Source organism: Oceanobacillus sp. NCCP-135 (assembly GCF_059698015.1).
The window spans coordinates 37,311-63,693 of the sequence record NZ_BAAKSZ010000014.1 but is presented as its reverse complement, the minus strand read 5'-3'; the positions used below and the strand labels follow the sequence as shown (position 1 = coordinate 63,693).

The window sequence follows — 26,383 nt, the reverse complement described above, 5'->3', positions numbered from 1 at the left end:
GTATTTTTTATGACGGCAGTAACACTACAAACTCAAAAACTCAAAAACTTTATTAATGGTAATTGGGTAGATGTTAATGAATCTACCGCAGTAATCAACCCTGCAACAGGTGAAGAAGTTGTTCAGGTTCCATTATCAGGTGCGGAAAGTGTAGAAGCAGCTGTTGTGGCAGCTAAGAAGGCACAAAAGGAATGGGCACTAGTACCGGCACCCCAGCGTGCGGAAATTCTTTATCAAGTTGGATACATGATGAAGGAACGTAAAGAAAGACTGTCCCAACTGTTAACAATGGAAAATGGCAAAGTAATTGAAGAAGCTCGTGGGGAAGTACAAGAAGGAATTGATATGGCGTATTATATGGCGGGAGAGGGCAGACGGTTATTCGGTCAAACCACACCGGCAGAATTAAAAGATAAATTTGCCATGAGCCAACGTGCGCCAGTTGGAGTTGTTGGCATTATAACCCCATGGAATTTTCCGATTGCGATTGCAACATGGAAATCATTCCCGGCAATTGTTGCTGGAAATGCAGTGATCTGGAAGCCCGCAACAGAAACGCCAATTATGGCATATGAACTTGCGAAAATATTTGAAGAAGCAGGGCTGCCAAAAGGCGTTATAAATGTTGTTTTTGGTGCAGGTACTGCAGTAGGCGATGCAATGGTTCATCATGGTGATATTCGTGTTATTTCATTCACAGGCTCAAACGATACAGGGCGCAATATCGCCAGTGAATGCGGAAAGCAATTGAAAAAGGTATCACTGGAAATGGGTGGTAAAAACGCCGTTATTGTCCTGGATGATGCGGATATAGACTTAGCGGTTGAAGGGATTCTCTGGAGTGCTTTTGGAACGAGTGGTCAGCGCTGTACGGCCTGCAGTCGGGTAATTGTTCATGAGTCTGTAAAAGAAACACTAGAAGAGCGGTTACTTTCATCAATGGAAAATCTGAGTATTGGTAACGGTCTGGATGAGTCCATTAAGGTTGGTCCGATTATTAATCAGGCTGGAATGGAAAAAATAAAAAATTATATTGAAATTGGGAAAAATGAAGGGGCTAAATTACTTGCTGGCGGTTATGAGTTAACAGATGGTGAGCATAGTAAGGGAAATTATTTCGCACCGACATTGTTTACGGATGCAACTGCTGACATGCGGATTGCCCAGGAGGAAATTTTTGGACCGGTTGTTTCGTTAATACCGGTAAAAAGCTTTGAGGAAGCTATTGAAGTTAATAATGGTGTAACATACGGTCTTTCAAGTTCGATCTTTACAAATGATGTGAACCGGGTATTTAAAGCCCAGCGTGATTTAGATACAGGAATCGTTTACGTGAATGCAGGCACAACGGGAGCAGAAATACATTTGCCATTTGGCGGTACTAAAGGTACAGGTAACGGACATCGTGATTCAGGTGTGCAGGCTCTAGATGTATTTACCGAATGGAAGGCAATTTACGTAGACTATAGCGGGAAGCTACAGCGAGCACAAATTGATGTGGAATAGAGGATAGGGATTTTTTTCAATGTGAGATGACAAAGTGAAATGCTCGGTAAAAATAGCTTAATAGAAAGTGCTGGGCAAATGTGAGTAAATAAATATAACGAGGAGTGAAGCGTATGAAAATAGGTGTAGTAGGTTCAGGGCTAATGGGAAAAGAAGCAGCACGAGATTTAGTTGCAAGTGAAGGTGTAACTGCTGTTGGTTTAGCGGATATTGATTTAAGTAGGGCGCAACAGGTTTGTGATCAGCTGAATTCACCTAAGCTCACAGCATATCAGGTAAATGCAACTGATCCTCAGGACTTAGCAAATTATATGCGTCAATTTGACGTAATTATCAATGCACTATTTTATTCATTCAATGAGATTGTTGCTAAAACAGCAATTGAGGTAGGGGTAAATTCTGTTGATCTTGGCGGACACATTGGTCACGTAACCGATAAAGTTCTTGCCATGCATGAAGATGCGGATATAGCAGGTGTTACATTGATACCTGATCTTGGTGTTGCCCCGGGAATGATTAATATTTTATCAGGCTATGGTGCGGGCAAATTGGATGAATTGGAGTCTATCAAGCTTTATGTGGGTGGAATTCCGGTTAAACCTGACCCACCGCTTGAATACAATCACGTATTTTCGATGGAAGGTGTATTTGATCATTACACCGATCCATCTCTGATTATTCGCAATGGAGTAAAACAAGAGATATCATCATTATCAGAGGTGGAACGAGTTTATTTTGAAAAATTTGGTCCATTAGAAGCCTTCCATACCTCTGGAGGAACTTCAACCTTATCTCTTTCGTATCCTGATATTGATACACTTGAATACAAAACGATTCGTTACCCGGGACACGCTGAAAAGTTCAAACTGCTGGTCGATTTGAATCTTACTAAAACGGATTATGAGGTAGAAGTAAATGGGCAAATGATCAATCCACGTGAGGTTTTACTGAAAGTACTTGATCCGATTGTTGAACTGGGAGAAAAGGATGATGCCGTCCTGCTGAGAGTAATCGTATCCGGTAAAAAAGACGGTGCACCCGCCACCTATCAATATGAAATGACAACCTATAAGGATAGAAATACAAATGTAACAGCGATGGCTCGTGCTACTGCAAACACGATCTCTGTCGTTGCACAAATGATTGGAAACGGTACAATTACTAAAAAGGGAGTCTATCCTCCAGAAAAAATTGTTTATGGAGAAACCTATATAAAGGAAATGGAAAAACGTGGCGTGAATATTTTAGAAACGGTGAATTTAGAAAAATCCCGTGTAAACATTTAATCTAGGTAGCCCATCTCGCAAATGGTGGAGAAAGCTTCTTTTGTACAACTATCAGCAAGGAGATTGACGATGAATCAAAGTGTAATCAAAGCATTAAATTTATTGAATCTATTTACGGAAGATTCTCCTGAACTTTCGTTAAAGGAAATTTCCAAGCAGTCAACTATTCCAAAGCCAACCGCCTATCGCTTATTATCGTCATTAGAAGCAAGTGGTTTTTTATATAAAACAAAAGAAAACGAGCATGATAGTCGCTATCGATTAGGGATAAAATTGCTCGAACTTGGGCAGCTTGTATCGGATAACTTAGAAATAAGGGGGGTGGCTTTACCTTTTATGCAGCAATTGGCACAGGAGATAAATGAAGCTATCCACCTGGTAATCGTCAATCATAATGAGGCTACTTATATTGAAAAAGTAGAAAGCACACGTGCACTCCGGTTATATACAAGAATCGGCAAAAGTTCTCCACTTTATATCGGATCAGGTCCAAAAATGCTACTTGCTTATCTGCCAAAAACGAGGCAGGAGGAAATATTAAATGAATCTGATTTAATAACACTCAAGAATGAACAAGAGATTAATAGACAAGAGTTATGGCAGGAGCTGGATAGAATAAAGAGAGAGGGCTATGCTTACAGTATCGGAGAACAGGATGCAGATACAACAGGCATCTCCTATCCAATCTATGATTTTCAGGGGCAAGTTGTTGCAGCATTAACGGTAAGCGGACTTTCCAGTCATTTCGAAGGAGAAAGTTTGCAGCGGATTAAGAAACAAACAAAACAAACAGCAGAGCTTATTTGCAGGAAGTTAGGATATCGAAATAGTGAATAATGTTGGACGAATGTGTCTGTCAGAGCAGATATATCGGCCGGAGCGGAGAGCGCGGATATCGCCGGGAGAGCGCGGATATCGCCAGGAGAGCGTGAATATCGCCAGGAGAAGCGTGAATATCGCCGGGAGAGCGCGGATATCGCCGGGAGAGCTTGAATATCGCCGAGAGAGCGCGAATATCGCCGGGAGAGCGTGAATATCGCCAGGAGAGTGCGGATATCGCCGGGAGAAGCGTGGATATCGCCGGGAGAGTGCGGATATCGCCAGGAGAAGCGGGGATATCGCCAGGAGAAGCGGGAATATCGCCGGGAGAGCGTGAATATCGTCGGGAGAGCGTGGATATCGCCGGGAGAGTGCGGATATCGCCAGGAGAAGCGGGGATATCGCCAGGAGAGCGTGAATATCGCCGGGAGAGCGTGAATATCGCCAGGAGAGCGTGAATATCGCCGGGAGAGCGTGAATATCGCCAGGAGAGCGTGAATATCGCCGGGATAACGCAGATATCGATCAAAGAACGAAGGATATCGCCAGTTAAACGTTATGAAAAAAAATGCTCATACTGTGATGTATGAGCATTTTTGGTTCAATCATATTTTGCGGGGGAAGGTTGGTTCAGTTGGTTTATTCGGAACCGGTATAATGTGTATTTGAAGAAACAAACCTATTAATTTCCCCATACTTTGTGAAGGATCCGCATTTTTTAATGGATCTTATTTCGCTGCTTTTTGCAGTTTAGTAATCATTTTTAATGCCCGACCAGTTCCAATTGCAACGGATTCCAGTGGACTTGGGGCGAGATGGACAGGTACAATTATTTCATTGGAGAGCCATTCCTGTATTCCATTTAAAAGGGAACCACCACCAGTTAGAACAATACCGTGGTCAACAATATCCCCGCTCAATTCAGGTGGACAGCTTTCCAAAGTGGATCGGATTGCTTCCAATATTTGTTCAAGTGATTCTTTTAAAGCTGAATAAATTTCTGTAGATGTAATCGTAACTGTTTTTGGTAAACCTGTAACCATATCACGTCCACGTATTTCCATTGTAACTTCTTTATGGTTTGGATGTGCATAGCCAATTTCCATTTTAATATTCTCAGCTGTACGCTCACCAATTAGAATATTGTAGCTTTTACGGATATGATGTATGATTTCATCATCCATTTTGTCTCCACCAATACGTACAGAATTGCAAGATACAACACCACCAAATGAAATGATGCCAACTTCGGAAGTACCTCCACCGATATCAACAATTACATTTGCTACAGGTTCATCAACTGGCAGATCGGCCCCAATTGCAGCAGCAACCGGTTCTTCAATTAGATGAACTTGCTTAGCTCCGTAACTTGTTACAGCGTTATGGATTGCGCGTCGTTCTACACTAGTACTTCCAGAAGGTGTACAAACAATAACAGATGGTTTTCTCATAGACAACCCTAGTTTCTTGCTTACTTTTTTTAGTAATTCTTTCAGCATTTGAGCGGTAACATCATAATCAGCAATCACACCATCTTTTAATGGGCGGATAGGGATAATATTTTGAGGAGTTTTGCCTACCATTTCCTTTGCCTCAGCTCCAACTGCTACAACTTGCTTCGTATTCACGTCAATAGCCACAACAGATGGCTCATTTAAAACAATTCCTTTAGCTTTTGAATATATAAGAATATTTGCAGTACCTAAATCGATACCAATTTCTGTAGTAGATAACATGATAAGATCCTCCAATGATGACAATTTACTTGTATAAATAATTCTCTTATATTATTTCTATTATTTATTATCGTTTCTGGGGGTAGATTTACAAGATACACATTTTTGAAATCTACCAAAAACAACACACACTACTATTAAAATTAACGCATGCAGCATAGGAAAAGCAAGTAACAATATCATTACAAATTCCAGAGCTTTGTTACAAAAAATTCCGGTTTGAAAGGATGTCAAGGATGATTTAATTGTAAATAATTCCATTATAATTAATATTTACCTATTTCCCTCATTTTACCTATTTATTCATCACTACAAATTAAAGGGTTCATCTGTAATTCTATGAAAAAAGAGAGTCTATTATTTTCGGTTGGAAAAGCCTGCCAGAATTATTACAAAAAACTCGTGCTATGATAATTTTGCAAGACAAAGACAAACAAAAAAGGAGAGGTGCAACAAGATGTTTAAGAAAATTGGTATAGTAACAGCTTTATCAACAGCATTATTATTCGGAGGGGTTTTTCAATCTACTGCAGATGCATCAGCAAATGCTGATCAATCGAATGTTCATTCATATAAAATCTATTATTCTATAAATGGAAAATGGGGAAGTTTTTCCGAGAATAATATAAATGATTTAGTAAATAAATATATGAATACATTCCAAATCGATTGGAAAGACTTCAATTGGGATAAAATCCAGGTTGAACAAAAAGAACAACCTAAAAAAGAAGAAGAAAAACCAGCACAAAAAGTAGATCAACCTGTTAAAGAAGAAAAACCAGCACAAAAAGAAGCAGAAGCAACGAATGCTGAACAACCAGTACAAAAAGAAGATGCACCAGCGAAAGAAGAAAAACCAACACAAGAAAAAGCACCAGCGAAAGAAGAGCAACCAGTGAAACAGCCTGAAGCTCCAGTAGAACAACCAGTTAAAGAACAAGAACAACAAAAACAAAACCAAGCTCAAAACCAACAATTAAGTCAATATGAGCAGGAAGTAGTAGAATTAACAAACCAAGAACGGGCAAAACATGGCCTGTCAGCATTGCAAATGGATACAAACTTAAGTAAAGTTGCACGTGAAAAGTCACGTGATATGGCTGCAAATAACTACTTTGCACATAACAGCCCAACATACGGTTCCCCATTTGATATGATGAAACAATTTGGTGTTTCTTACAGAACTGCTGGTGAGAATATTGCGAAAGGGCAACGTACTCCAGCAGAAGTAGTAAATGCCTGGATGAACAGTGACGGTCACCGTGCAAATATTTTAAACGGTAACTTCACGCATATCGGTGTAGGTTTTGTAGAGCAAGGTAACCATTGGACACAACAATTTATTGGAAAATAAGATGAAACAATTTATAAAAGGGATCAGCACTTTTGCTGGTCCCTTTTAATTTATTTACTGGGGAAAAATGGACGATACAGAATAATTTTCTTGGGAAAGAAGGGAAAGAACAGTTATTGTTCTCATTAAAAAGTAAGTTTAAAAATACCATACTTCTTTAGCTATTCTGCTCAAAATACTTTTTTCGCATATTGATTGCGACAAATGCACTTATCCTTTATTGTTTTAAACATGGTGGACTATCAAAGTAAAAATAGGGAAATAGTAATTATTATTGAAAAAGAGTTTAGAAATAGTGGCTTATCGCCAAGCCTTTTGGCGAATGCCATAGTTGCGCTTATGCAAGCAGGGAAGTTTTATAACTTCAAATGAACCAAAATAAACAGATGTAATATAAACATATAAGTAGTGGAGTGATTGCTATGGTACAAGGTGCAGTAAATTGGAATACTGAATCGACACAGGAATGGCTGCAAAATTATGTGGATGACTGGGTGTCGTTTTATCGTAAACATACCAAAGATGGGGAGGTTGCTTCTTATATACCAATCTTAGGGGAGGCTAACCCTGGGCATTTAGGGATTACGATAATTGGCAATGATGGTATGAGAGTCAGTTCCGGAGATGTCGGCGTTCCTTTTACGATTCAGAGTATTTCAAAAATCTTCAGCTTTATCGCTGCATGCATGGATCGAGGGGTTTCCTATATATTAGATCGTGTTGATGTAGAGCCAACAGGTGAGGCTTTTAATTCAATTATGCATTTGGAAATGAAGCAGTTGAAAAAACCATTCAATCCACTTATAAATGCTGGAGCAATAACTGTAAGCTCCATGTTAAGTGGAAATACATCTGATGCAAAGCTGATGGGTATCTTTGATTTAATGGAAAGAATGCTTGGCTATCGTCCAGCTTTGAATGTTGATGTTTATGAATCTGAAAGAGATTCATCCATGCGAAATAGAGCGATCGGCTATTATTTACTGGAAACCGGATTTCTGGAGTCAGATTTAAACATTACGTTAGAAACGTATTTTAAACAATGCTCTATAGAAATCACTGTCGATGATCTTGCCCGAATGGGGGTAGTACTTGCAAATGATGGTATGGAACCCGAAACCGGGGAGGAAATAATTCCGCGACAGGTGGCTAGGCTAGCAAAAGCATTGATGCTTACATGTGGGATGTATGACGCTTCCGGAAAGTTTGCTGCATATGTTGGAATACCAGCTAAAAGTGGTGTCTCAGGTGGTATCATAGCGTTATCCCCCCCAAGAGTGCGTGATGAAGAATTGCCGTTTATTAAAGGGTGCGGGATAGGTGTTTATGGCCCAGCACTAGATGATAAAGGAAATAGCACAGCGGGAATTCGTCTGTTGCGTCATATTGCGAGTCAATGGGATCTTAGTATTTTTTAAGTGAAAGGATGGTGAAATTATGTGTGGCCGCTATACATTGCTTGCCGACGAATTAGAAATAATAAATGAGTTTGATCTGGAGCAACCGATTGATTCCTATCAGCCAAGCTATAATATCGCACCAGGGCAAAATGTGCTGGCAATTATTCACGATGGAAAAAAGAAGCGAGCGGGGTATTTACGCTGGGGGCTTGTACCATCATGGGCAAAGGATGAAAAGATCGGCTATAAAATGATCAATGCGAGAAGTGAGACAGCACATGAAAAACCAAGCTTTAAAAATTTAATGTCCCGAAAAAGATGCTTAATTATAGCAGACAGCTTTTATGAATGGAAAAAGATTGATCGGGATAAACAGCCGAAGCGAATACAGCTTTCAGGTCGGAAATTATTTGCTTTTGCCGGTCTTTGGGATAAATGGGTGAATGAGGACAAAGAGCTATTCACATGTACGATTTTGACAAAAGATGCAAATGTATTTATGCAGGATATTCATCACAGAATGCCGATAATTTTACCTAAAAATATGGAAGACGAGTGGATCACTCCACGTAAACAGCACCCAGCAGAAGCGTATGAATTTCTGCAGACTGTACAGGATAATGAATTTAAAGCATATACGGTTCACAGCTACGTGAATTCAGCTAAAAATAATGATGAAAATTGCATTGCTCCAATTGTATACTGATAAAATATGGAAACCCTGAATTTATTTTCAGGGTTTCCGTTTACTAGAGAAGTATGAAAGTATAAACGAAATCGGCTTTTTCGCCGATTTCTTCAAATCTGACCTCTGGAAAGACGTTTTAGCGTTCTACTCAATTATGCAGATTTAGCTTTTTCCTGTTTTTTCTCTTCCTTAGCAACTTTCAGGAATTTCTTTGTTTCATAAACAACGACACCTGATAGACCTAATAATCCTATTAAGTTTGGAATAGCCATTAATGCGTTCATAATATCAGCCATCAACCAAACGACATCAATTACTTCGATTGCACCATAAAATACGACGAGTACAAAGACGAGGCGATAATATGGAATGGCCTTATCTTTGAATAGATAACTGAAACATTTCTCTCCATAATATGACCAACCAACAAGTGTTGAAAAGGCAAAGAAAACAACGGCAATCGTTACAAGGTAACCACCTGTTTCACCTAGAAATGCTGAGAATGATGCACTTGTTAAAGGAGCGCCGTCTAATCCACCAGCATACATATTTGCCATAACAATGGTAATCCCTGTTATTGAACAAACGATTATCGTGTCGAAGAGCACTTGTGTCATGGAAACAAGTCCTTGACGCCCAGGGTAATCTGTTTTTGCTGCAGCAGCTGCAATCGGTGCAGATCCAAGACCAGCTTCATTGGAGAATACACCACGTGCCACACCGTACCTGATTACGGTTCCTAAAATACCGCCCCCAATGGCAGAGCCTGTAAATGCGTCTGTGAAAATCAGGCTGACAGCAGCCGGAATTAAATCAAGATTAATTACCATAATGACTAAACCGCCAATGATATAAAATAATGCCATGATCGGAACAAAAAATGCGGTTACTCTACCAATACTTTTGATTCCACCCAGAATAACCAAACCAGTTAAAATGGTAAGGACAATACCTGTGATCCAGGTAGGGACACTGAATGATGCTTCCAATGCATCTGAAACAGAGTTGGACTGAACCATATTACCAATTCCAAATGCTGCAATCGAACCAAATATGGCGAATAAAACACCGAGCCATTTTTGTTTTAGTCCTTTTTCAAGATAATACATTGGTCCCCCAGACATTTCTCCTTTGCTATTCTCTACCCGATATTTTACGGCAAGAACTGCTTCGGCATATTTGGTTGCCATCCCAAATATTGCGGTAATCCACATCCAAAAGACTGCCCCTGGACCACCCAATACGACAGCGGTTGCTACCCCAACAATATTACCTGTACCAATCGTGGCAGCCATCGCAGTAGTTAATGCTTGGTAATGGCTAATGTCACCTTTTGACTTTTTATCTTGTTTTTTTGGACTAAATGCATACTTTAAGGCATAAGGCAGTGCAGTAATTTGCAAAAATCCAAGTCTAAACGTTAAGTATAACCCCGTACCAACGATCAAGATAAGTGTTGGCGGGCCCCAAACAAAGGCGCTAATATCATTTAGCATATCGAGCATTTTCCCATCCCCCTTTATTATTTTTATTCTACCTATAACTAATATTCCGAAAATTACCTTCAAAAGTCAAGGCATTTTTAAAAATTCCTTTAATTAAATTTGATGTTTTGTCAGTTTTTGTTAATTGATAGGGAAGAAAATACGTATATTATGGGTAATCTTTTGCTAATTTCTTGGATCATTGATTATAATAGAAGTAAAATCACGGTAGGTGTTATGTTATGATTCGTGTATTGTTCGTCTGTCTGGGAAACATCTGTCGCTCACCAATGGCAGAAGCAGTTTTTCGTGAGCTTGTTAATAATGAAAACCTAGCCGATAGAATCGAAGCTGATTCAGCAGGGACTGGTGGTTGGCATATCGGAAAACAACCACATCAAGGAACGAGGGATTTGCTCGATCGAAAGCAGATATCATATGCAGGAATGGTGGCCAGACAGATTCATGAAAATGACGGGGAAGATTATGATTATATTATTGTTATGGATAATCAGAATATAGATAATTTAAAATATGTCATGGACATGGATACGAAAGTTACCATTGCTAAACTAATGGACTTTGTAGAAGAACCAACAGATATAAATATACCAGATCCATATCTCACAGGTGATTTTGATTACACGTATAAACTTATTTCTGAAGGATGTATTAATTTACTTCAACATATCAAAGAAAAACATGAGCATACATTAAAGGAGAGAATGTAAATGGGAAAACGCAGATTATTTTTAGGCATAGCAATTGGCGCAGCAGTTGGAGGGTTGGTTACATTATTTGATAAAGATACAAGAAATTATACGGTGGATAAACTAAATGATGCAAAATCAGGCTCAACGTACTTTATCCAAAATCCGTCAGAGGCAGTTGGCAAGATCAGAAACGCATTCGATAAATTTAACCAAAACTTTTCAAGTGGAGCTGAAAGTGCTATCAATGCATTGGAGCAGGTTGAAAATACAATAGAAAAGGTTGTTAATAAAAGTGAATCAAAAAGAATAGAATAAGACGAGGTACGTAAACTTTCAAATAGGGGATGCTGACGTGAAAATAGCAATGATGTTTGGGAAGCGGCTTTATCTAAGAGTTATGGAAACAGATGTCTTTGGTTTGGCTGCCCAATTAGCTTATTTTTTCCTATTATCACTATTCCCGTTTTTACTGTTTTTGCTTACTTTAATAGGGTATTTACCTATCGATGATCAAAGTGTTATCGATATATTGGCTACCTATGCACCTGCACAAATAATGGATTTGATTCATACAAATGTTGCCGAACTTGTTAATAATCAAAATGGCGGTCTGCTGTCCATTAGTATCATTGGTACGTTATGGGCAGCATCTAATGGGGTTAATGCCCTTACACGTGCATTCAACCATGCCTATGAAGTAGAGGAAGACAGGTCATTTATTGTTGCCAGATTAATTGCAATTATTGTAACGATTGGGATGGTTACTATCATTTGCATCGCATTTCTGCTTCCTATTTTTGGTAGAATGATTGGGATTTATTTATTTTCCTTTTTTGGTCTGTCAGATAATTTTATCGCTATTTGGGAAGCATTACGCTGGTTGATTTCCTCCGTTATATTTTTTATTGTGCTGCTTGCGTTATATAAGCTCACACCAAACGTTAAAATCTATTTCAGGAATGCGATTTGGGGAGCACTATTTGCCACAGTTTTTTGGCAAATTGCTTCTTTGGGTTTTTCGTATTATGTAAGCACAATCGGTAATTATTCGGCAACCTACGGGAGTTTAGGTACAGTTATTGTACTGATGATCTGGTTTTATCTCTCTGGAATAATCATTATGATAGGTGGCGTTATCAATGCTACGATCAGAGCGTATAAATCAGTTGAAACTAAACGATGAATAAGGTGTTTCGCTGATGGAACACCTTATCTCAATAATCGCAATCCGTTTAATATAACTAAAATGGTACTTCCCTCATGCCCAATTACACCTAATGGCAGATCCAAAACTTGAATGAAGTTTGAAAAGATCAGAATTAAAATGACACTTAATGAGAATATAATATTCTGTTTGACAACTTTATTCATTCGACTTGATAAGCTAATCGCTTTTGTAATTTTAGATAGGTCGTTTTTCATTAAAACAACATCTGCTGTTTCTAAAGCTACGTCTGTTCCTTCTCCCATTGCTATTCCAATATTGGCAGTCGCCAATGCTGGTGCATCGTTAATTCCATCACCAACCATTGCCATATTCTCAAACTTTTTTTTAAGCTCTTTTACATGCTGAACTTTTTCTTCTGGCAGGCAGTTTGCGATAAAATGGTCGATTCCAGCTTCTTCTGCCACAGCTTTAGCAGTAATTTCATTATCACCGGTAAGTATAAATGTGTGTATACCACGTTTTTTTAGTAGGTTAATCGCTTTTTTTGTATCTTTTCTAATGGTGTCTTTTAAGGCAAAAACGGCAACAATTTGTTCATCTCTTTTTGCGAATACAATTGTTTTTCCATGAGCTGCTAATTTCTCGGAAATTCCTTTATGATAAACTGCTGCATTTTTCTTCCCGACAAAATCCGGCTTGCCGATAGCCCATTGGTTGTTGTCGACTTGTGCGGTTACACCATTTCCGCTTATGTTTTTCATGTTAGTTACGTTTATTTTTCGTGGATGACTGAGTTTTAACTTACTATATGCTGTTATTGCCTGTGCCAAGGGATGGGTTGATTCATGTTCAATTGCCCCAACAATTGCCAGTGTTTCATTTTCATCAACATCGGGATGATAATAAGCATCTGTTACGATCGGCTTTCCGTTTGTTAACGTTCCTGTTTTATCAAAGGCAATTGCTTTAATATGGCTCAGGCTCTCAATATGCACACCACCCTTGAAGAGTACCCCGCTTTTAGCACTGTTGGAGATGGCTGATAAAGTAGCTGGCATAATCGAAGCAACTAGCGCACAAGGTGATGCGACTACAAGTAATATCATTGCACGGTAGATGCTTTCAGACAATGTCCAGTCAAATAAAAAATAAGGCAAAAACATCATGATTGTAACAACTGCTAAAACGACTTTCACATAGGTTCCCTCAAATTTTTCAATAAATAATTGGGAGGTGGATTTTTCATCCTGTGCAGATTGCACCAATTGGATTATTTTTTGAAATAAAGTCTCGCTGGGCTGTGTTGTGATTTTTATGGTAATGGTACCATCAAGTGCAACAGTACCTGCATAAACATCATGGCTATCTGATTTGCTGACCGGAATGGATTCGCCCGTAATTGCGCTTTCGTCAATTGCGGTGAATCCTTTTATAATTTGGCCATCGGCTGGAATTCTTTCCCCTGCAAGCACAAGAATTGTATCATTGATGTTAAGCTCTGATACTGGTACAACCTTTTCTTGGGCTCCCTTTAGTAATAAAGCTTCCTCCGGTTGAAGATTCATGAGTGAAGATATTTCTTTATTACTTCTATTCATTGTGTATGTTTCAAGTGCCCCGGATAAAGCAAAAATAAAGATAAGTATAGCTCCCTCTGTCCAGTATCCGATTGCTGCAGAGCCAATGGCTGCTATAATCATCAGCATTTCGACATTCAGCTCTTTGTTTTGGATGGTTTCTGTAATTCCTTCTTTCGCTTTTGCATAACCACCAATCACAAAGGCAATCAGGTGGAGGGTAACCCAAGGCGTCTCGGATATATGATCACCAATTGACCATGTGAAAAGAATTAAAAAACCACTAAACAGTGCTGCAATTAATTCTTTGTGTTCCATTATTTTAGGGAAGAGATTATTGCTTTTTGAAAAGTGATTTAGCTTGGATTGATTTACGGCTTCTGTATCTGCTGCCAATTTTAACACCCCCATTTATATTATTGCTATGTTAGTTACAGTCATTATGCTTCTTATTTATAATAATTATAATTTAGTATTTGTTATTATAATATCATGATAATGAATAAAGTCAATATAGAAATATTATTTGCTAAGTGAAGGATTTCTTTTTAGGTAGTACAGTTAATTTATAAGTAGAATAACAGATTAGTTTATATTGATTTTATAATATTAAACTGTTACAATCTTTATGAATAAATTAATAGAACAATATATAAAGAGGAAGGGGTTTTTTAATTGAAAGGTTTTAAATTGTTGTTGGCATTATTTGTAATGCTTATCATTTTGAGTGCTTGTGGGGATTCTGATGAAGGTACTGCAAGTGAAGAAGTGAATGATAATGCTGAAACTGAAAGCGCCATTGATGAAAGATGGGCAGAAATTCAGAAAGCAGGCGAACTAGTTGTTGGGACATCTGGAACATTAATTGCAGCTTCTTATTATGATGGGGAAGAAGAAAGTGAAGATCAATTAACAGGTTATGATGTGGAAGTAATGCGTGAGATTGCAAATCGTCTTGATCTAGATATTTCATTTGAGATTATGGGAATAGATAGCATGCTCCCTGCGATCCAAAGTGGTAGAATAGATGTTGCTGCAAATGATATAGAACCAACAGAGAAACGAAAAGAGGAATTTAATTTTAGTGAACCATATAAATATTCCTATTCGACAATGGCAGTTCGTGAATCGGATAATTCAGGGATTGAAACATTAGAAGACTTAGAAGGAAAAAAAGCTGGCGGTGGAGCAACTACAATCTACAGCCAAATTGCCGAACACTTTGGTGCAGAGGTAGTTACATATGGTAATGCACCAAATGAGGCTTACCTTAGTGATGTTAGTAATGCAAGAACGGATGTAGTTATCAATGACTATTATTTAACAAAATTTGGTGTAGGGGCATTTCCAGATTTTGACTTACACCTTCATCCAACACTAAAGTTCCATCCAACTGAGCAGGCTATTGTTATTCCAAAGGGTGCAGATCAGGTAACAGAAGAAATTAATAATGTATTAAAGGAGATGCGTGAAGATGGAACCCTTTCTGAACTTGCAACAAAGTTCTATGAGGAAGATGCTTCACAAAAACCAGAAGGTGAAATTCAGGAGATTGAAGGCTTGGATCTTTAAGGGATGTTCAAAAAGATCGCTGGGGATATTGAATTTCCTGATCCTTTTATAAACCCGAATATAAGTGCATGTTCCAAGAGGAGGATATTAAGGACCGAGAAGTTCGAGGCGGCGTAATTTCCCGTACCAGAACGTATGCAATTAATAAGTGAGCAAATGTTCTAGTGCGCAGAAAAAGTGTTTTTCTTTTACAAGGAACACAAAAGCAAGCGAATGAGCTTTTTGTGTGATGTGGTCGCTTCGAAGTACGACACAAAGGCTTTCGGTGGGACGAGCTTTAGCGCAGCTCCATGGTTTCCGGTAGGCGAACTTTAGCATAGTCCCATAGCTTTCAGTGGGACGAGCTTTAGTGCATCTCCAGGACGTGTCGATCCTTAGTCGAAGATCCCTCATCCTGAAGTGTCATTTTTATCGGACTTTTTGAACAACCTCTATAAGGAGTTATACATGATGAACTTTAATGGTTTTGATTTTGGTGGGTTATTTGATATGGAGCTGGCTATTGAAAGTCTGCCATTTGTCCTTGGCGGGTTGCCGATGACACTCCTTGTTTCAATAGCTGGTATGGTAATCGGATTAGTATTAGGTTTATTATTAGCTTTGGCAAGAGGCTCGAAAAAACTTATTTTAAGGTGGCCGGCTCGCATTTATATATCATTCATGCGAGGAACACCAATGCTTGTATTTCTATTCATATTATACTTTGGACTTCCTTATGTCGGAATTGAATTCTCAGCATTGGTTGCAGCAATCCTTGGTTTTGGCCTAAACAGCGCAGCATATATTGCTGAAATAGATCGATCATCACTGAATAGTATTGATCGTGGTCAATGGGAATCAGCTAAAGCATTAAATTTAAAATATTGGATCACCTTGAGAAAGATAATTTTACCACAAGCAACAAGAATTGCCATACCACCATTAACGAATGTATTTATGGATATTGTCAAAGCGACGTCACTGGCAGCGGTAATTACTGTTCCGGAGCTTTTCCAAAAAACACAAATTGTGGCTGGAAGAGAATTCGATGCCATGACGATGTATGTACTAGTTGCATTTATCTATTGGCCGATCTGTATTGTGATTGGATTTATGCAGGATAGGCTGGAAGAACGTTATAGCAGATTTTTATAGGAAAAGGACACTCCTCGTAGATTCGGAGTGTCTTTTGTTGTTCGGGTGAAGAATATCGCCTGGAGACCGCAGATATCGCCCGGAGAGCGAGAATATCGCCGGGAGCGCGAGAATATCGCCGGGAGCGTGCGGATATCGCCCGGAGATCGGGGATATCGCCTGGAGATCGGGGATATCGCCTGGAGACCGTGAGATATCGCCCGGAGAGCGCGAGATATCGCCGGGAGAGCGCAGATATCGCCCGGAGACCGCAAGATATCGCCGGGAGCGCGAGAATATCGCCGGGAGCGTGCGGATATCGCCCGGAGATCGAGGATATCGCCGGGAGCGCGAGAATATCGCCGGGAGATCGGAGATATCGCCCGGAGATCGGGAATATCGCCTGGAGACCGCAAGATATCGCCGGGAGCGCGAGAATATCGCCGGGAGCGTGCGGATATCGCCCGGAGATCGAGGATATCGCCCGGAGATCGCAGATATCGCCCGGAAAGCAGGTTTTTCATCTAGAAAGAGCTAGCTCATCCTTCAAGCACAGCTCTCTTACCACTTTGAAAAAAGATAGCGCCCACGATAACTACCAGCACTGCAACGATTAAATAGAAAAATGATATCCCGGGAAATGCTTCTATATAGATTCCGCCTAAAAATGGCCCGCTAATACTTCCAATGCTGAAGGTGATCCCAACCATCAAATTGCCTGCAGGAAGTAAATTGCTAGGGAGTAAATCGGTCATGTAGGATATACCGAGAGAAAACAGTGACCCGACAAACATCCCGGCTAAAGTAAACAGGATAAATAATGCAAGCACAGAGATCTCAAATATTGCTGCCAAAATAAAACAGCCTATTCCGGCAGTTAATACAAAAAGTAAAATAGGCTTCCGACCAACCCTATCACTTAATATCCCGAGCGGCAATTGGGTAATTAGACTGCCTGCCGCAAAACAGGGGATAATTAATGATAAAATACCAACATCATGTCCGATTCTCAACCCGTAAATAGGGAAAATACTATGTAAGGATGCTTCTAAAAATCCATAACCGAAGCCTGGAAGGAGAGCAACCCAAGCAATTTTACCTGTTTGTACAAATCTCCCTATAGAGCTTGATGCATGAATGGTATCCATTTCCTGCTGGGGCCATTTATTTCGTACAAATAGCATGGTCGACCATACGAGCATACTGAGAATGGCAGACAACAAGAAGGGGAGGGCTTCGTTTATAGATAAAAGTCTGGTCATTAATGGTCCTAGTGCAAATCCCAACCCGAAAAATAATCCATAATAAGCAATACTTCTGCCCCTTGTTTCTTTTGTCGCTGTTGTAGTAATCCAGGTTTGCGTACCGAAATGCAGCATTTGATCCCCGATTCCGATCATCATTCTCAGGATAAACCAAAACCAAAGCGCTTCCCAAAATGGAAATAAAGCCAAAGAGATAAAGACAAGCAATCCTCCAGTGACAATAATTGGTTTAAAGCCAAACTTCTGCATTGGTTTTTCCATAAATGGTGAAGCAAGAAGTACTCCAATATACAATCCGGTTGCATGAAGACCATTTACAGATGAAGAAATGCCATTTTGCTCTAAAATAATTGCCAGTAAGGGTAAAAGCATACCTTGGGAGAAACCTGAAATTGTTACAAGTGCTATTAAAATCCAAAACCTTGTTTTAACAGAAACCATTTTATTCCCTCATTTGTGTTATTCTATAACTAAATGTAAGTCTTTTTATATTATAGGTCAATTATACAAAAAGTAGATTAACTAAATTCAATATAGGTAATAGTAAAAGTAGTAAATTAAAAAATGGAGGGGTTAATCATGGAATTTCACTTAAAAGAAAACGGGATGCGTATTGATCTGGACTATGGGGAATTATCGATTTCCGGAAATGAAGATCATGGATACCGTCCTTTTCAGCTAATGGTAGCATCGATAGCGGGATGTAGCGGGTCTGTTTTTCGGAAAATACTGGAAAAACAACGTACAGAAGTTGCGGATCTTATTATATATGCAGATGTGGAGCGAAATGCTGAAGAAGCAAATCGAATCGAACGCATTTCTTTAAAATATGTGATTAAAGGCTATCATCTGGATCCGGAAAAATTATCTAAGAACCTAGAAATATCCAGACGTAACTGTTCGATGATTCGTTCAGTTGAAGATAGTATCAAAATTGAGGAAAGCATTGAAACAATTGAATTAAGTATGTAAATAAATACACCTTAGAAAAATACAGGTATAAAATTCTTGTGTCCGAAAAAACTATGGAAAAAGGAAAGGAATGGGACACATGAATAATAGAAGAATCTATAGCATAGCATTTATGGTATTAGTGTTTATTTTCTTATTTCCGATAAATGGCCTCAGCGAAGAAAAGGAAAAGCCTAAGGGCGAATATGAAATCCCGAGCCATGTATTGACAATATCCAAAGAAAATACGTATCCAAACTCAACAGAGGATCAAGAGGTTATTGAACCAAGTGAAACAACAAAGGAACTAATGGAATCAATGGATACGCCGATTGATAATCCCGATTTAATTAAACTTTTAAATGAAACATCCATCAAGCCATCACCCATCGCATTTGGTTACAGGGGGATGGTGTACATTGGGCGCTGGCCGCTAAATTATAAATCTGATGAAACAACAATTAACTGGGAATATCAGCAAATCAATCTAAATGAACTGAATAATTTGGGTGGAGAAAGCAATCAGGAAATGAATTACAATCAACAAGAAGAAAAGGAAATCAGAGGTGCACTTACGAATAAAATAAATAATCCTGATGACATTAAAAAAATGATGTTGTTAAAATCAAAAACTAAAACCGATTTGCCTCTCTCGTATCAAACAGTAATCGGAAAAAATACAAAAAAAGATAATTCATATAATGTTCCAGCAAAAAAAACCGCTACCTTACAAGCGTTTGCCCCAGCAGTGAATGAAAAAGGTCAGGTTACTTTTGGAGAGGTGTACATCCAATTAAAAGGCTCTAAAAAGTCAATTGTTATTAAAAATGTAACAAAGCAAGGAATTGGAGCCTGGATTCCCATACAGGATCATGTATCCTTTTCGTTTAATCTAAAATAAAAGTGGTTCAATCACATTTTGTGGGGAAAGTTGGATCAGTTGGTTTATTCGGAACCGGTACAATGTGTATTTAAAGAAACAAACCTATTAATTTTCCAGTACTTTGTGAAAGATCCATAAAAGTGAAAACCCTGTTTGTACCGGCAGGGTTTTATTTTTATTTAAAAAAGGGTTGATTTTTACACTTTAATACTTTATCATAGTAAAGTATTAAAGTTAATAATAATAATTAATAGATATAGAGAGGGGAAAATGAGAATGGAATGGGTCGTTGTTATATCCGTATTAGTTATGACAATTCTTAGTTTATTACGAGTGAATGTTATCATTGCAATTATTGCTGCAGCACTTACTGCTGGTTTATTGGCAGGACTTTCATTAGTGGATTCCATTGATATGTTGGTTGCAGGTATGGGAGGTCAGGCGAATACAGCGTTAAGCTATATTTTGCTTGGTGCTTTTGCCGTATCAATTAGCTATACGGGAATTACCACAATTCTAGTAAACTATTTAATTCGTGTACTGACAGGAAAGAAAACAATGATGCTATTGGCAATTGCCGGTGTGGCATCTTTATCACAGAATCTGGTACCTGTGCATATTGCATTTATACCAATTTTAATTCCGCCATTATTAAAGCTTTTTGATAACATGCGTATGGATCGCCGGGCTGTTGCAACAGCATTGACATTTGGTTTAAAAGCGCCGTATGTAATGATTCCAGCAGGTTTTGGACTTATTTTTCACAAAACAATTGTGTTAGGTATGGAGGAAAACGGTGCAGCAATAACTACAGGAGAAACTGCTTTGGCAATGTTAATTCCTGGTTCAGGAATGATTGTAGGATTATTTATTGCTATATTTATCACGTATAGAAAGGATCGGGATGCTGTTTCCGGAGCAGGTGGCACTGAAGCAGCAATAATTCCATCTCAAACAGGAGAAGTTACATTTAATAAAAAGCATATGCTGACAATTGTTGCAATTGCAGCGGCACTGATAGTCCAAATAATTACTGGAAATCTAATCGCAGGTGCCCTGACAGGACTCGTAATCATGTTCCTGTTCCTCGTCGTTCCGTTTAAAAAAGGGGACAACATCGTTTCTGAAGGCATCGGAATGATGGGAACAATTGCGTTTGTAATGCTTGTTGCATCTGGATTTGGAAATATTTTAAAAGAAACTGGAGCAGTTCAAGCACTTGTGGAAGTATCTTCAGGAATATTGGGAGATAATCAAGCAATTATTGCATTTATCTTACTACTAGTTGGGTTAATCGTTACGTTAGGGATTGGATCTTCGTTTGGTACTATCCCGATTATTGCAGCCCTATTTGTCCCTATTTGCTTAGCTGCAGGATTTTCTCCATTAGCAACTGCTGCATTAATTGGTACATCAGGGGCATTGGGAGATGCCGGATCTCCAGCATCTGATAGTACACTTGGGCCAACATCTGGCCTGAATGCTGATGGAAAACATAATCACATTTGGGATACATGTGTTCCAACATTTATCCATTATAATATTCCATTATTTATCTTTGGATGGATTGCTGCGATTATTTTATAATCCGAATAAATTCGGCTTGTTTAGGAAAAGGTAAGAAAAAAGGTGGGGTGTTATGCTGACAAGAATTGTAGCTTTACCAATCATCGCTTTTCTTATCTTTTTTATTGGCATTACAGATTCTGAGGCTTCCGGAGGTTATGGCTGGGGATATAAGAAAAATGCGGATCATCAAATTCCAGATGTAGGTAAGTACCGGGAACTATTGGATACGTATGGTGCCTATTATGCTGATTTTTCAGGTGAAAGAAATATTTATTTAACCTTTGATAATGGCTATGAACAAGGATATACTGCAGATATTCTGGATGTCTTAAAAAAAGAGGAGGTGCCAGCAACCTTTTTTGTAACAGGTCATTATGTCGATAGTGAACCTGACCTTGTACGAAGAATGGCAGATGAAGGGCATATTATTGGAAATCATTCCTATCATCATCCTGATTTTTCGATACTTTCAAAGGATGCCATGCAAAAAGAGTTAGAAACATTGGAAGAAGCAGTGGCAGAGGTATCAAGCCAAAAGGAAATGAAATACTTAAGACCACCTAGAGGGATTTTTAATGAGCAAACATTGAAATGGGCGAATGACCTGGGACTCATTCACATATTTTGGTCATTGGCTTTTATTGACTGGGAAACAAGTAAACAAAAAGGCTGGGAGTACGCATTTGATCAAATTATGGCACAGGTTCATCCAGGGGCAATTGTATTGCTTCACACCGTATCATCAGATAATGCAGAAGCACTGCAGAACCTAATTACTGAATTGAAAAAACAAGGATATAGCTTTAAGAGTTTAGATGACCTTGTCTTAAAAGACACATTGCCAGAAGGAATATATGGATTTTAATGAAAATGAGAGGTTTACTCAGTATGCGCATTGCAGCCTGGGTCAGCCTCTTTTTGTCAGTTTACATACATTGAATGATTTTTATTTAAAACTTTCTTAATCTTTGCTATAATAAATTAATACACTAGCTATAGGGGATGATGTGATGAATAGAGAGGATTTAATTGCACCGAAGGATTATAATATTGCAATGGAAATGGAACGTTACGCATTAGATTCTTCGAGAAAAGCATTGATTTGGCAAAATGAAGCCGGGGATACGAAGGAAATTACATATGAACAATTATTGAATAATGTCAATAGGATCGGGAACGCTTTCCTGGAAAATGGTTTAAAAAGAGGCGATAAAATACTCGTCATGATACCAAGATTGATCGATGTGTATGAGGTGTATCTGGCCGCATTAAAAACGGGAATTATTATTATACCAAGCTCGGAAATGCTGAAAACAAGGGATTTGCAGTACCGGGTAACACATGGTGAAGTCAGTGGTATTGTTAGTTATTTCCCTTTTGTGGATCAATATAAGGAAATTAAAGAGTATGATCAATTAAGGAAATTTGTAGTTGGCGAGCCTGCAGATGGCTGGCTATTTCTTGATCGTTTGCAAGAGAATGCGTCAGAAGAGCTGCAGGTGGTTGCAACAACACGGGACGATATTGCATTTTTGCCATATACATCCGGTACTACCGGAAATCCAAAGGGTGTTGTACATACACATGGCTGGGGCTTTGCCCATTTACAGACAGCACCTGAAAATTGGTTATGCATCAATGAAGGGGATAAAGTCTGGGCAACAGCTGGGCCTGGCTGGCAGAAATGGATTTGGAGTCCATTCCTATCTGTTCTTGGTACAGGTGCAACCGGATTTATTTATGACGGGAAGTTTGATCCGAAAACCTATTTAAGCCTCCTACAAAATTATGAAATTAATGTATTATGCTGTACACCAACAGAATATCGGATTATGGCAAAGGTGGATAATTTGGATGATTATCAGCTGCCAGCCCTTCATAGTGCCGTTTCTGCAGGGGAACCATTGAATGTAGAGGTTATCGATACATTCCGCAAGTATTTCGATATTACTGTACGTGATGGCTATGGTCAAACTGAGAATACATTATTGCTTGGGATCATGAAAGGGATGAAGGTAAAGCCTGGTTCCATGGGGAAACCAACGCCAGGAAATGAAGTGGAGATTATCGATGAATCAGGAAAGCCAGTGGCTGTAAATGAAGTAGGCGATATTGCACTTAAACTTGACAGTCCAGCATTGTTCAAAGCGTATTATAAAGACATAGAGCGAACGAAAATGTCCCAGCGAGGCGATTACTATGTAACAGGTGATCAGGCATATAAGGATGAAGATGGTTACTTCTGGTTTGAAGGTCGTAGTGATGATATCATTATCAGTTCCGGATATACGATCGGACCATTTGAAGTAGAAGATGCTTTGGTCAAACATCCCTATGTTCAAGAATGTGCCGTTGTCGCAAGTCCAGATGAAGTGCGTGGCAGTATTGTAAAAGCATTTATTGTAGCTCGTGATGGTGTAGATACTACAAATCCCGATTTGGTCAAGGAACTGCAGGATCATGTCAAAAAATTAACGGCACCATATAAATACCCAAGGAAAATTGAGTTTTTGGAGGAGCTTCCGAAAACGACGTCCGGAAAGATCAGGCGTGTGGAACTGCGTAATAAGGAAAAGTTGGCTGCTAAATAAAATTATAAACAGATGAGAGTCTAAGTGACTTTCAACTGTTTTTTTTATGCGTAATCTGACTGAATGCTGAAGTTCACAATGAATAAGCTGAAGTTCACAATGAATAAGCTGAAGTTCACAATGAATAAGCCGAAGTTCACAATGAATAAGCCGAAGTTCACAATTCCCCACATAAAAAATAAACTTTTTTTAAAATTTTTAGCCCAAAACACTTGAAAGTCAAAAAAGGTCAGAGTATAATAAAGTCATAAGGTCAAAGATAGTCAAAGTCAAACATTGATTAATATAATTGAAAAATTCAAGGAGGAATGGAAAATGCAATGTCAACATTGTAAAGTAAATCCAGCCAATATTAATATGGCAATGCAAATGAATAATGAGAAGATTCAAATGCATCTTTGTAATGATTGCTTTCGGGAAATCCAAGGTAAAATGATGAATTCAAATGACTTTTTCTCAAATTCACCATTCGGAAATGCTAATGAAGCATTCGCAAATAACTTTTTTGAAGGTAACGGATCCAATAAAGCAACAACCAAGACAAAACAAAAACAAGGGAACAATGGAAATGGTTTGATCGACCAATTAGCAAAAAATGTTACTGGTGCTGCAAGAGCAGGATTAATCGATCCTGTAATTGGCCGTGATCACGAAGTAAAACGTGTTATTGAAACATTAAATAGAAGAAACAAAAACAATCCGGTATTAATTGGTGAACCTGGTGTTGGTAAAACGGCAATTGCGGAAGGACTAGCTGTTAAAATAACGGAAGGCGATGTTCCGACAAAACTGATGAACAAAGAACTATATCTCCTGGATGTCGCATCATTAGTGGCGAACACAGGCATTCGCGGACAATTTGAAGAACGAATGAAACAATTGATTCAAGAATTGCAGGAGCGTCAGGATGTTATTCTATTTGTGGACGAGATCCATCTGTTGGTTGGTGCCGGAACTGCAGAAAGCTCACAGATGGATGCAGGAAACATTTTAAAACCAGCCCTCGCACGTGGCGAATTGCAATTAATTGGTGCAACAACATTGAAAGAATACCGTCAAATTGAAAAGGACGCTGCCCTTGAAAGACGTTTGCAGCCAATTCACGTAAAAGAGCCATCTGCTGAAGAAGCTATTCAAATTTTAAATGGTATAAAGGATCGTTATGAAAAATTCCATGAGGTACGATACTCTGATGAGGCAATTCGAGCTTTTGTAACACTTTCAAGTCGCTATATCCAGGATAGATTCCTGCCGGATAAAGCAATTGATCTGATGGATGAAGTTGGCTCACGCTTGAATTTAGCCAATGCAGTCAAAGATTCAAATTCCATTAATCAGCGACTGGAAGAAATTATTAAGGATAAAGAGGCAGCTGCGGAAAAAGAGGATTATGAAAAAGCTGCAAATCTTCGCTATCAGGAGATCCAGCTGCAAAAACAATTGGAAGCAGCAAAAGGGGAAGAACAGGTGATTGATGTGGATATTTCTGACATTCAATTGCTTGTAGAAGAAAAAACCGGTATTCCAGTAACAAAACTTCAAACAGATGAACAGCAAAAAATGAAAAATATCACTGAAAGTTTAAGTGCAAAAGTAATCGGCCAGGATCAGGCGGTTGATAAAGTTGCAAAAGCAATCCGTCGCAGCCGTGCAGGATTAAAATCAAAATACCGTCCAATTGGTTCCTTCCTATTTGTTGGACCAACCGGTGTTGGTAAAACAGAGTTAACGAAAGCACTTGCGGAAGAGTTATTTGGCTCTCGTGAATCAATGATTCGTTTGGATATGAGTGAATATATGGAAAAACATGCAGTGTCCAAAATAATTGGTTCTCCTCCTGGATATGTTGGTCATGAGGAAGCAGGTCAGTTAACAGAGCGTGTACGCCATAACCCATACTCAATTATTCTGCTTGATGAAATTGAAAAAGCACATCCGGATGTACAAAACATGTTCCTGCAAATTATGGAGGATGGACATCTGACAGACTCTCATGGGCGAACAGTAAGCTTTAAGGAAACGGTGATTATCATGACAAGTAATGCCGGTACAGGTGTAAAACCAATAAATGTTGGATTTAACAGTGAAACACATGAATCTGTAACAACACTGGAAAACCTTGCAGCCTATTTCAAACCGGAATTCCTAAATCGTTTTGATTCAATCATTAATTTCAATGAGCTGACTGAGGAAAACCTACTTGAAATCGTAGACCTTATGCTTGAAGAATTACAAAACACAATTGAAGAAAATAATATTAACATTACCATTTCAGATGCAGCAAAGGATGAATTAGTGCGACTTGGCTATGATAAGCGTTTTGGTGCAAGACCTTTACGCAGAGTCATCCAGGATAAAATCGAGGATCAGCTTACTGACTTGATTTTAGAAGAAGAAGACGAAGTGGAAAATGTTCATGTAGATGTTGTAGAAGATAAAATTGTTGTTCAAAAATTATAAAATATAATATAAGATGAAACCCGCTGGCAAATGTGCTCAGCGGGTTTTTCTAATGGCTACTGAATGTGCAGCTGTCATCTAGCGTAAAAAACTTTATTGTTTTTTATGTTTTTATAGTGGGTTTGTATTGTGCTCACCAAAAATGATTTGAGAGCAAAACCTGTTAAAGCAGAATAACAGGCATCGATCAAAACCTTTTTTTCTCTATCAAGTACGGTATAAACAACAAAAACATTATTGATATAGAT

At 38.7% G+C, this 26,383-nt stretch carries 25 protein-coding genes; 21 read left to right on the top strand and 4 right to left on the bottom strand.

Going from position 1 to position 26,383, the window contains the following annotated elements:
• Positions 1-9 precede the first annotated feature (9 nt).
• From AC6HVZ_RS11425 to AC6HVZ_RS11405, 5 genes are all read left to right on the top strand, one after another.
• Positions 10-1,506, top strand: a complete 1,497-nt coding sequence (locus AC6HVZ_RS11425; protein ID WP_497558292.1) for an aldehyde dehydrogenase family protein — start codon at positions 10-12, stop codon at positions 1,504-1,506.
• A gap of 113 nt (positions 1,507-1,619) precedes the next feature.
• The gene (locus AC6HVZ_RS11420) at positions 1,620-2,792 is read left to right on the top strand and encodes a saccharopine dehydrogenase family protein (protein ID WP_497558291.1); all 1,173 of its coding nucleotides are present in this window, start codon (positions 1,620-1,622) and stop codon (positions 2,790-2,792) included.
• 69 nt (positions 2,793-2,861) lie between these two features.
• Entirely contained in the window at positions 2,862-3,629 is a 768-nt protein-coding gene (locus AC6HVZ_RS11415; RefSeq protein ID WP_497558290.1) for an IclR family transcriptional regulator, read from the top strand.
• On the top strand, positions 3,622-3,825 hold the full coding sequence (locus tag AC6HVZ_RS11410) for a hypothetical protein (RefSeq protein ID WP_497558289.1): 204 nt from the start codon (positions 3,622-3,624) through the stop codon (positions 3,823-3,825). Before AC6HVZ_RS11415 ends, AC6HVZ_RS11410 begins: the two co-directional genes overlap by 8 nt.
• Complete coding sequence (locus AC6HVZ_RS11405) at positions 3,782-4,069, top strand: hypothetical protein (protein WP_497558288.1); 288 nt, start codon at positions 3,782-3,784, stop codon at positions 4,067-4,069. The genes AC6HVZ_RS11410 and AC6HVZ_RS11405 overlap by 44 nt, the downstream gene beginning before the upstream one ends.
• Before the next feature lie 270 nt (positions 4,070-4,339).
• Here AC6HVZ_RS11405 and mreBH read toward each other — a convergent pair whose 3' ends face one another.
• Positions 4,340-5,347, bottom strand: coding sequence for a rod-share determining protein MreBH (mreBH, locus tag AC6HVZ_RS11400; protein WP_497558287.1), 1,008 nt, complete (start codon positions 5,345-5,347; stop codon positions 4,340-4,342).
• A 457-nt stretch (positions 5,348-5,804) separates the two neighbouring features.
• Here mreBH and AC6HVZ_RS11395 point away from each other — a divergent pair, with 457 nt between their 5' ends.
• The 3 genes from AC6HVZ_RS11395 to AC6HVZ_RS11385 all read left to right on the top strand — a co-directional run bounded on the left by AC6HVZ_RS11395 (position 5,805) and on the right by AC6HVZ_RS11385 (position 8,807).
• Positions 5,805-6,701, top strand: coding sequence for a CAP domain-containing protein (locus AC6HVZ_RS11395; protein ID WP_497558286.1), 897 nt, complete (start codon positions 5,805-5,807; stop codon positions 6,699-6,701).
• 422 nt (positions 6,702-7,123) lie between these two features.
• Positions 7,124-8,119, top strand: a complete 996-nt coding sequence (locus tag AC6HVZ_RS11390; RefSeq protein ID WP_497558285.1) for a glutaminase — start codon at positions 7,124-7,126, stop codon at positions 8,117-8,119.
• A 19-nt stretch (positions 8,120-8,138) separates the two neighbouring features.
• A complete protein-coding gene (locus tag AC6HVZ_RS11385; protein ID WP_497558284.1) occupies positions 8,139-8,807 on the top strand; it encodes an SOS response-associated peptidase in 669 nt (222 codons plus the stop codon).
• A 134-nt stretch (positions 8,808-8,941) separates the two neighbouring features.
• Here AC6HVZ_RS11385 and AC6HVZ_RS11380 read toward each other — a convergent pair whose 3' ends face one another.
• Complete coding sequence (locus tag AC6HVZ_RS11380) at positions 8,942-10,294, bottom strand: alanine/glycine:cation symporter family protein (protein WP_497558283.1); 1,353 nt, start codon at positions 10,292-10,294, stop codon at positions 8,942-8,944.
• Positions 10,295-10,515: 221 nt separating this feature from the next.
• On the opposite strand from AC6HVZ_RS11380, the gene AC6HVZ_RS11375 reads away from it, so the two are divergent.
• From AC6HVZ_RS11375 to AC6HVZ_RS11365, 3 genes are read left to right on the top strand one after another with little or no spacing between them, the layout of a single operon-like run.
• On the top strand, positions 10,516-11,004 hold the full coding sequence (locus tag AC6HVZ_RS11375; protein WP_497558282.1) for a low molecular weight protein-tyrosine-phosphatase: 489 nt from the start codon (positions 10,516-10,518) through the stop codon (positions 11,002-11,004).
• Complete coding sequence (locus AC6HVZ_RS11370; protein ID WP_497558281.1) at positions 11,005-11,301, top strand: YtxH domain-containing protein; 297 nt, start codon at positions 11,005-11,007, stop codon at positions 11,299-11,301.
• 49 nt (positions 11,302-11,350) lie between these two features.
• The gene (locus AC6HVZ_RS11365) at positions 11,351-12,169 is read left to right on the top strand and encodes a YihY/virulence factor BrkB family protein (protein WP_497558327.1); all 819 of its coding nucleotides are present in this window, start codon (positions 11,351-11,353) and stop codon (positions 12,167-12,169) included.
• Positions 12,170-12,195: 26 nt separating this feature from the next.
• Here AC6HVZ_RS11365 and AC6HVZ_RS11360 read toward each other — a convergent pair whose 3' ends face one another.
• Positions 12,196-14,142 (bottom strand): heavy metal translocating P-type ATPase, encoded by a 1,947-nt coding sequence (locus tag AC6HVZ_RS11360; RefSeq protein ID WP_497558280.1) that lies wholly within the window; start codon positions 14,140-14,142, stop codon positions 12,196-12,198.
• 264 nt (positions 14,143-14,406) lie between these two features.
• On the opposite strand from AC6HVZ_RS11360, the gene AC6HVZ_RS11355 reads away from it, so the two are divergent.
• The 4 genes from AC6HVZ_RS11355 (at position 14,407) to AC6HVZ_RS11340 (ending at position 17,033) form a co-directional block, all read left to right on the top strand.
• Positions 14,407-15,303: a transporter substrate-binding domain-containing protein gene (locus tag AC6HVZ_RS11355; RefSeq protein WP_497558279.1), complete on the top strand. Its 897-nt coding sequence runs from the start codon at positions 14,407-14,409 to the stop codon at positions 15,301-15,303.
• A gap of 450 nt (positions 15,304-15,753) precedes the next feature.
• Complete coding sequence (locus AC6HVZ_RS11350; protein WP_497558278.1) at positions 15,754-16,437, top strand: amino acid ABC transporter permease; 684 nt, start codon at positions 15,754-15,756, stop codon at positions 16,435-16,437.
• 27 nt (positions 16,438-16,464) lie between these two features.
• Positions 16,465-16,629, top strand: a complete 165-nt coding sequence (locus tag AC6HVZ_RS11345) for a hypothetical protein (RefSeq protein WP_497558277.1) — start codon at positions 16,465-16,467, stop codon at positions 16,627-16,629.
• Positions 16,626-17,033, top strand: coding sequence for a hypothetical protein (locus AC6HVZ_RS11340; RefSeq protein ID WP_497558276.1), 408 nt, complete (start codon positions 16,626-16,628; stop codon positions 17,031-17,033). Before AC6HVZ_RS11345 ends, AC6HVZ_RS11340 begins: the two co-directional genes overlap by 4 nt.
• On the opposite strand, the gene AC6HVZ_RS11335 is transcribed toward AC6HVZ_RS11340, so the two are convergent.
• Positions 16,956-18,122, bottom strand: a complete 1,167-nt coding sequence (locus AC6HVZ_RS11335; RefSeq protein ID WP_497558275.1) for an MFS transporter — start codon at positions 18,120-18,122, stop codon at positions 16,956-16,958. The genes AC6HVZ_RS11340 and AC6HVZ_RS11335 overlap by 78 nt on opposite strands.
• A 138-nt stretch (positions 18,123-18,260) precedes the next feature.
• On the opposite strand from AC6HVZ_RS11335, the gene AC6HVZ_RS11330 reads away from it, so the two are divergent.
• The 6 genes from AC6HVZ_RS11330 to AC6HVZ_RS11305 all read left to right on the top strand — a co-directional run bounded on the left by AC6HVZ_RS11330 (position 18,261) and on the right by AC6HVZ_RS11305 (position 26,135).
• A complete protein-coding gene (locus tag AC6HVZ_RS11330; protein WP_497558274.1) occupies positions 18,261-18,653 on the top strand; it encodes an OsmC family protein in 393 nt (130 codons plus the stop codon).
• 79 nt (positions 18,654-18,732) lie between these two features.
• A complete protein-coding gene (locus AC6HVZ_RS11325) occupies positions 18,733-19,533 on the top strand; it encodes a YfkD family protein (protein WP_497558273.1) in 801 nt (266 codons plus the stop codon).
• A gap of 258 nt (positions 19,534-19,791) precedes the next feature.
• Complete coding sequence (locus tag AC6HVZ_RS11320) at positions 19,792-21,102, top strand: Na+/H+ antiporter family protein (RefSeq protein ID WP_497558272.1); 1,311 nt, start codon at positions 19,792-19,794, stop codon at positions 21,100-21,102.
• Between the two features lie 52 nt (positions 21,103-21,154).
• Entirely contained in the window at positions 21,155-21,949 is a 795-nt protein-coding gene (gene pdaA, locus AC6HVZ_RS11315) for a delta-lactam-biosynthetic de-N-acetylase (protein WP_497558271.1), read from the top strand.
• A gap of 145 nt (positions 21,950-22,094) precedes the next feature.
• Positions 22,095-23,675: an acyl-CoA synthetase MbcS gene (mbcS, locus tag AC6HVZ_RS11310; RefSeq protein ID WP_497558270.1), complete on the top strand. Its 1,581-nt coding sequence runs from the start codon at positions 22,095-22,097 to the stop codon at positions 23,673-23,675.
• A gap of 315 nt (positions 23,676-23,990) precedes the next feature.
• Positions 23,991-26,135 carry an ATP-dependent Clp protease ATP-binding subunit gene (locus AC6HVZ_RS11305; protein WP_497558269.1) on the top strand — a complete coding sequence of 715 codons (2,145 nt, stop codon included), beginning with the start codon at positions 23,991-23,993 and terminating at the stop codon, positions 26,133-26,135.
• The last annotated feature ends 248 nt before the right edge of the window (positions 26,136-26,383 follow it).

Bases quoted from the DNA above. Each gene is read 5' to 3' on its own strand.
- AC6HVZ_RS11425 (WP_497558292.1), top strand. From the start codon at position 10: ATGACGGCAGTAACACTACAAACTCAAAAACTCAAAAACTTTATTAAT.
- AC6HVZ_RS11420 (WP_497558291.1), top strand. From the start codon at position 1,620: ATGAAAATAGGTGTAGTAGGTTCAGGGCTAATGGGAAAAGAAGCAGCA.
- AC6HVZ_RS11415 (WP_497558290.1), top strand. From the start codon at position 2,862: ATGAATCAAAGTGTAATCAAAGCATTAAATTTATTGAATCTATTTACG.
- mreBH (WP_497558287.1), bottom strand. From the start codon at position 5,347: ATGTTATCTACTACAGAAATTGGTATCGATTTAGGTACTGCAAATATT.
- AC6HVZ_RS11395 (WP_497558286.1), top strand. From the start codon at position 5,805: ATGTTTAAGAAAATTGGTATAGTAACAGCTTTATCAACAGCATTATTA.
- AC6HVZ_RS11390 (WP_497558285.1), top strand. From the start codon at position 7,124: ATGGTACAAGGTGCAGTAAATTGGAATACTGAATCGACACAGGAATGG.
- AC6HVZ_RS11385 (WP_497558284.1), top strand. From the start codon at position 8,139: ATGTGTGGCCGCTATACATTGCTTGCCGACGAATTAGAAATAATAAAT.
- AC6HVZ_RS11380 (WP_497558283.1), bottom strand. From the start codon at position 10,294: ATGCTCGATATGCTAAATGATATTAGCGCCTTTGTTTGGGGCCCGCCA.
- AC6HVZ_RS11375 (WP_497558282.1), top strand. From the start codon at position 10,516: ATGATTCGTGTATTGTTCGTCTGTCTGGGAAACATCTGTCGCTCACCA.
- AC6HVZ_RS11370 (WP_497558281.1), top strand. From the start codon at position 11,005: ATGGGAAAACGCAGATTATTTTTAGGCATAGCAATTGGCGCAGCAGTT.
- AC6HVZ_RS11365 (WP_497558327.1), top strand. From the start codon at position 11,351: ATGATGTTTGGGAAGCGGCTTTATCTAAGAGTTATGGAAACAGATGTC.
- AC6HVZ_RS11360 (WP_497558280.1), bottom strand. From the start codon at position 14,142: ATGGGGGTGTTAAAATTGGCAGCAGATACAGAAGCCGTAAATCAATCC.
- AC6HVZ_RS11350 (WP_497558278.1), top strand. From the start codon at position 15,754: ATGAACTTTAATGGTTTTGATTTTGGTGGGTTATTTGATATGGAGCTG.
- AC6HVZ_RS11335 (WP_497558275.1), bottom strand. From the start codon at position 18,122: ATGGTTTCTGTTAAAACAAGGTTTTGGATTTTAATAGCACTTGTAACA.
- AC6HVZ_RS11330 (WP_497558274.1), top strand. From the start codon at position 18,261: ATGGAATTTCACTTAAAAGAAAACGGGATGCGTATTGATCTGGACTAT.
- AC6HVZ_RS11325 (WP_497558273.1), top strand. From the start codon at position 18,733: ATGAATAATAGAAGAATCTATAGCATAGCATTTATGGTATTAGTGTTT.
- AC6HVZ_RS11320 (WP_497558272.1), top strand. From the start codon at position 19,792: ATGGAATGGGTCGTTGTTATATCCGTATTAGTTATGACAATTCTTAGT.
- pdaA (WP_497558271.1), top strand. From the start codon at position 21,155: ATGCTGACAAGAATTGTAGCTTTACCAATCATCGCTTTTCTTATCTTT.
- mbcS (WP_497558270.1), top strand. From the start codon at position 22,095: ATGAATAGAGAGGATTTAATTGCACCGAAGGATTATAATATTGCAATG.
- AC6HVZ_RS11305 (WP_497558269.1), top strand. From the start codon at position 23,991: ATGCAATGTCAACATTGTAAAGTAAATCCAGCCAATATTAATATGGCA.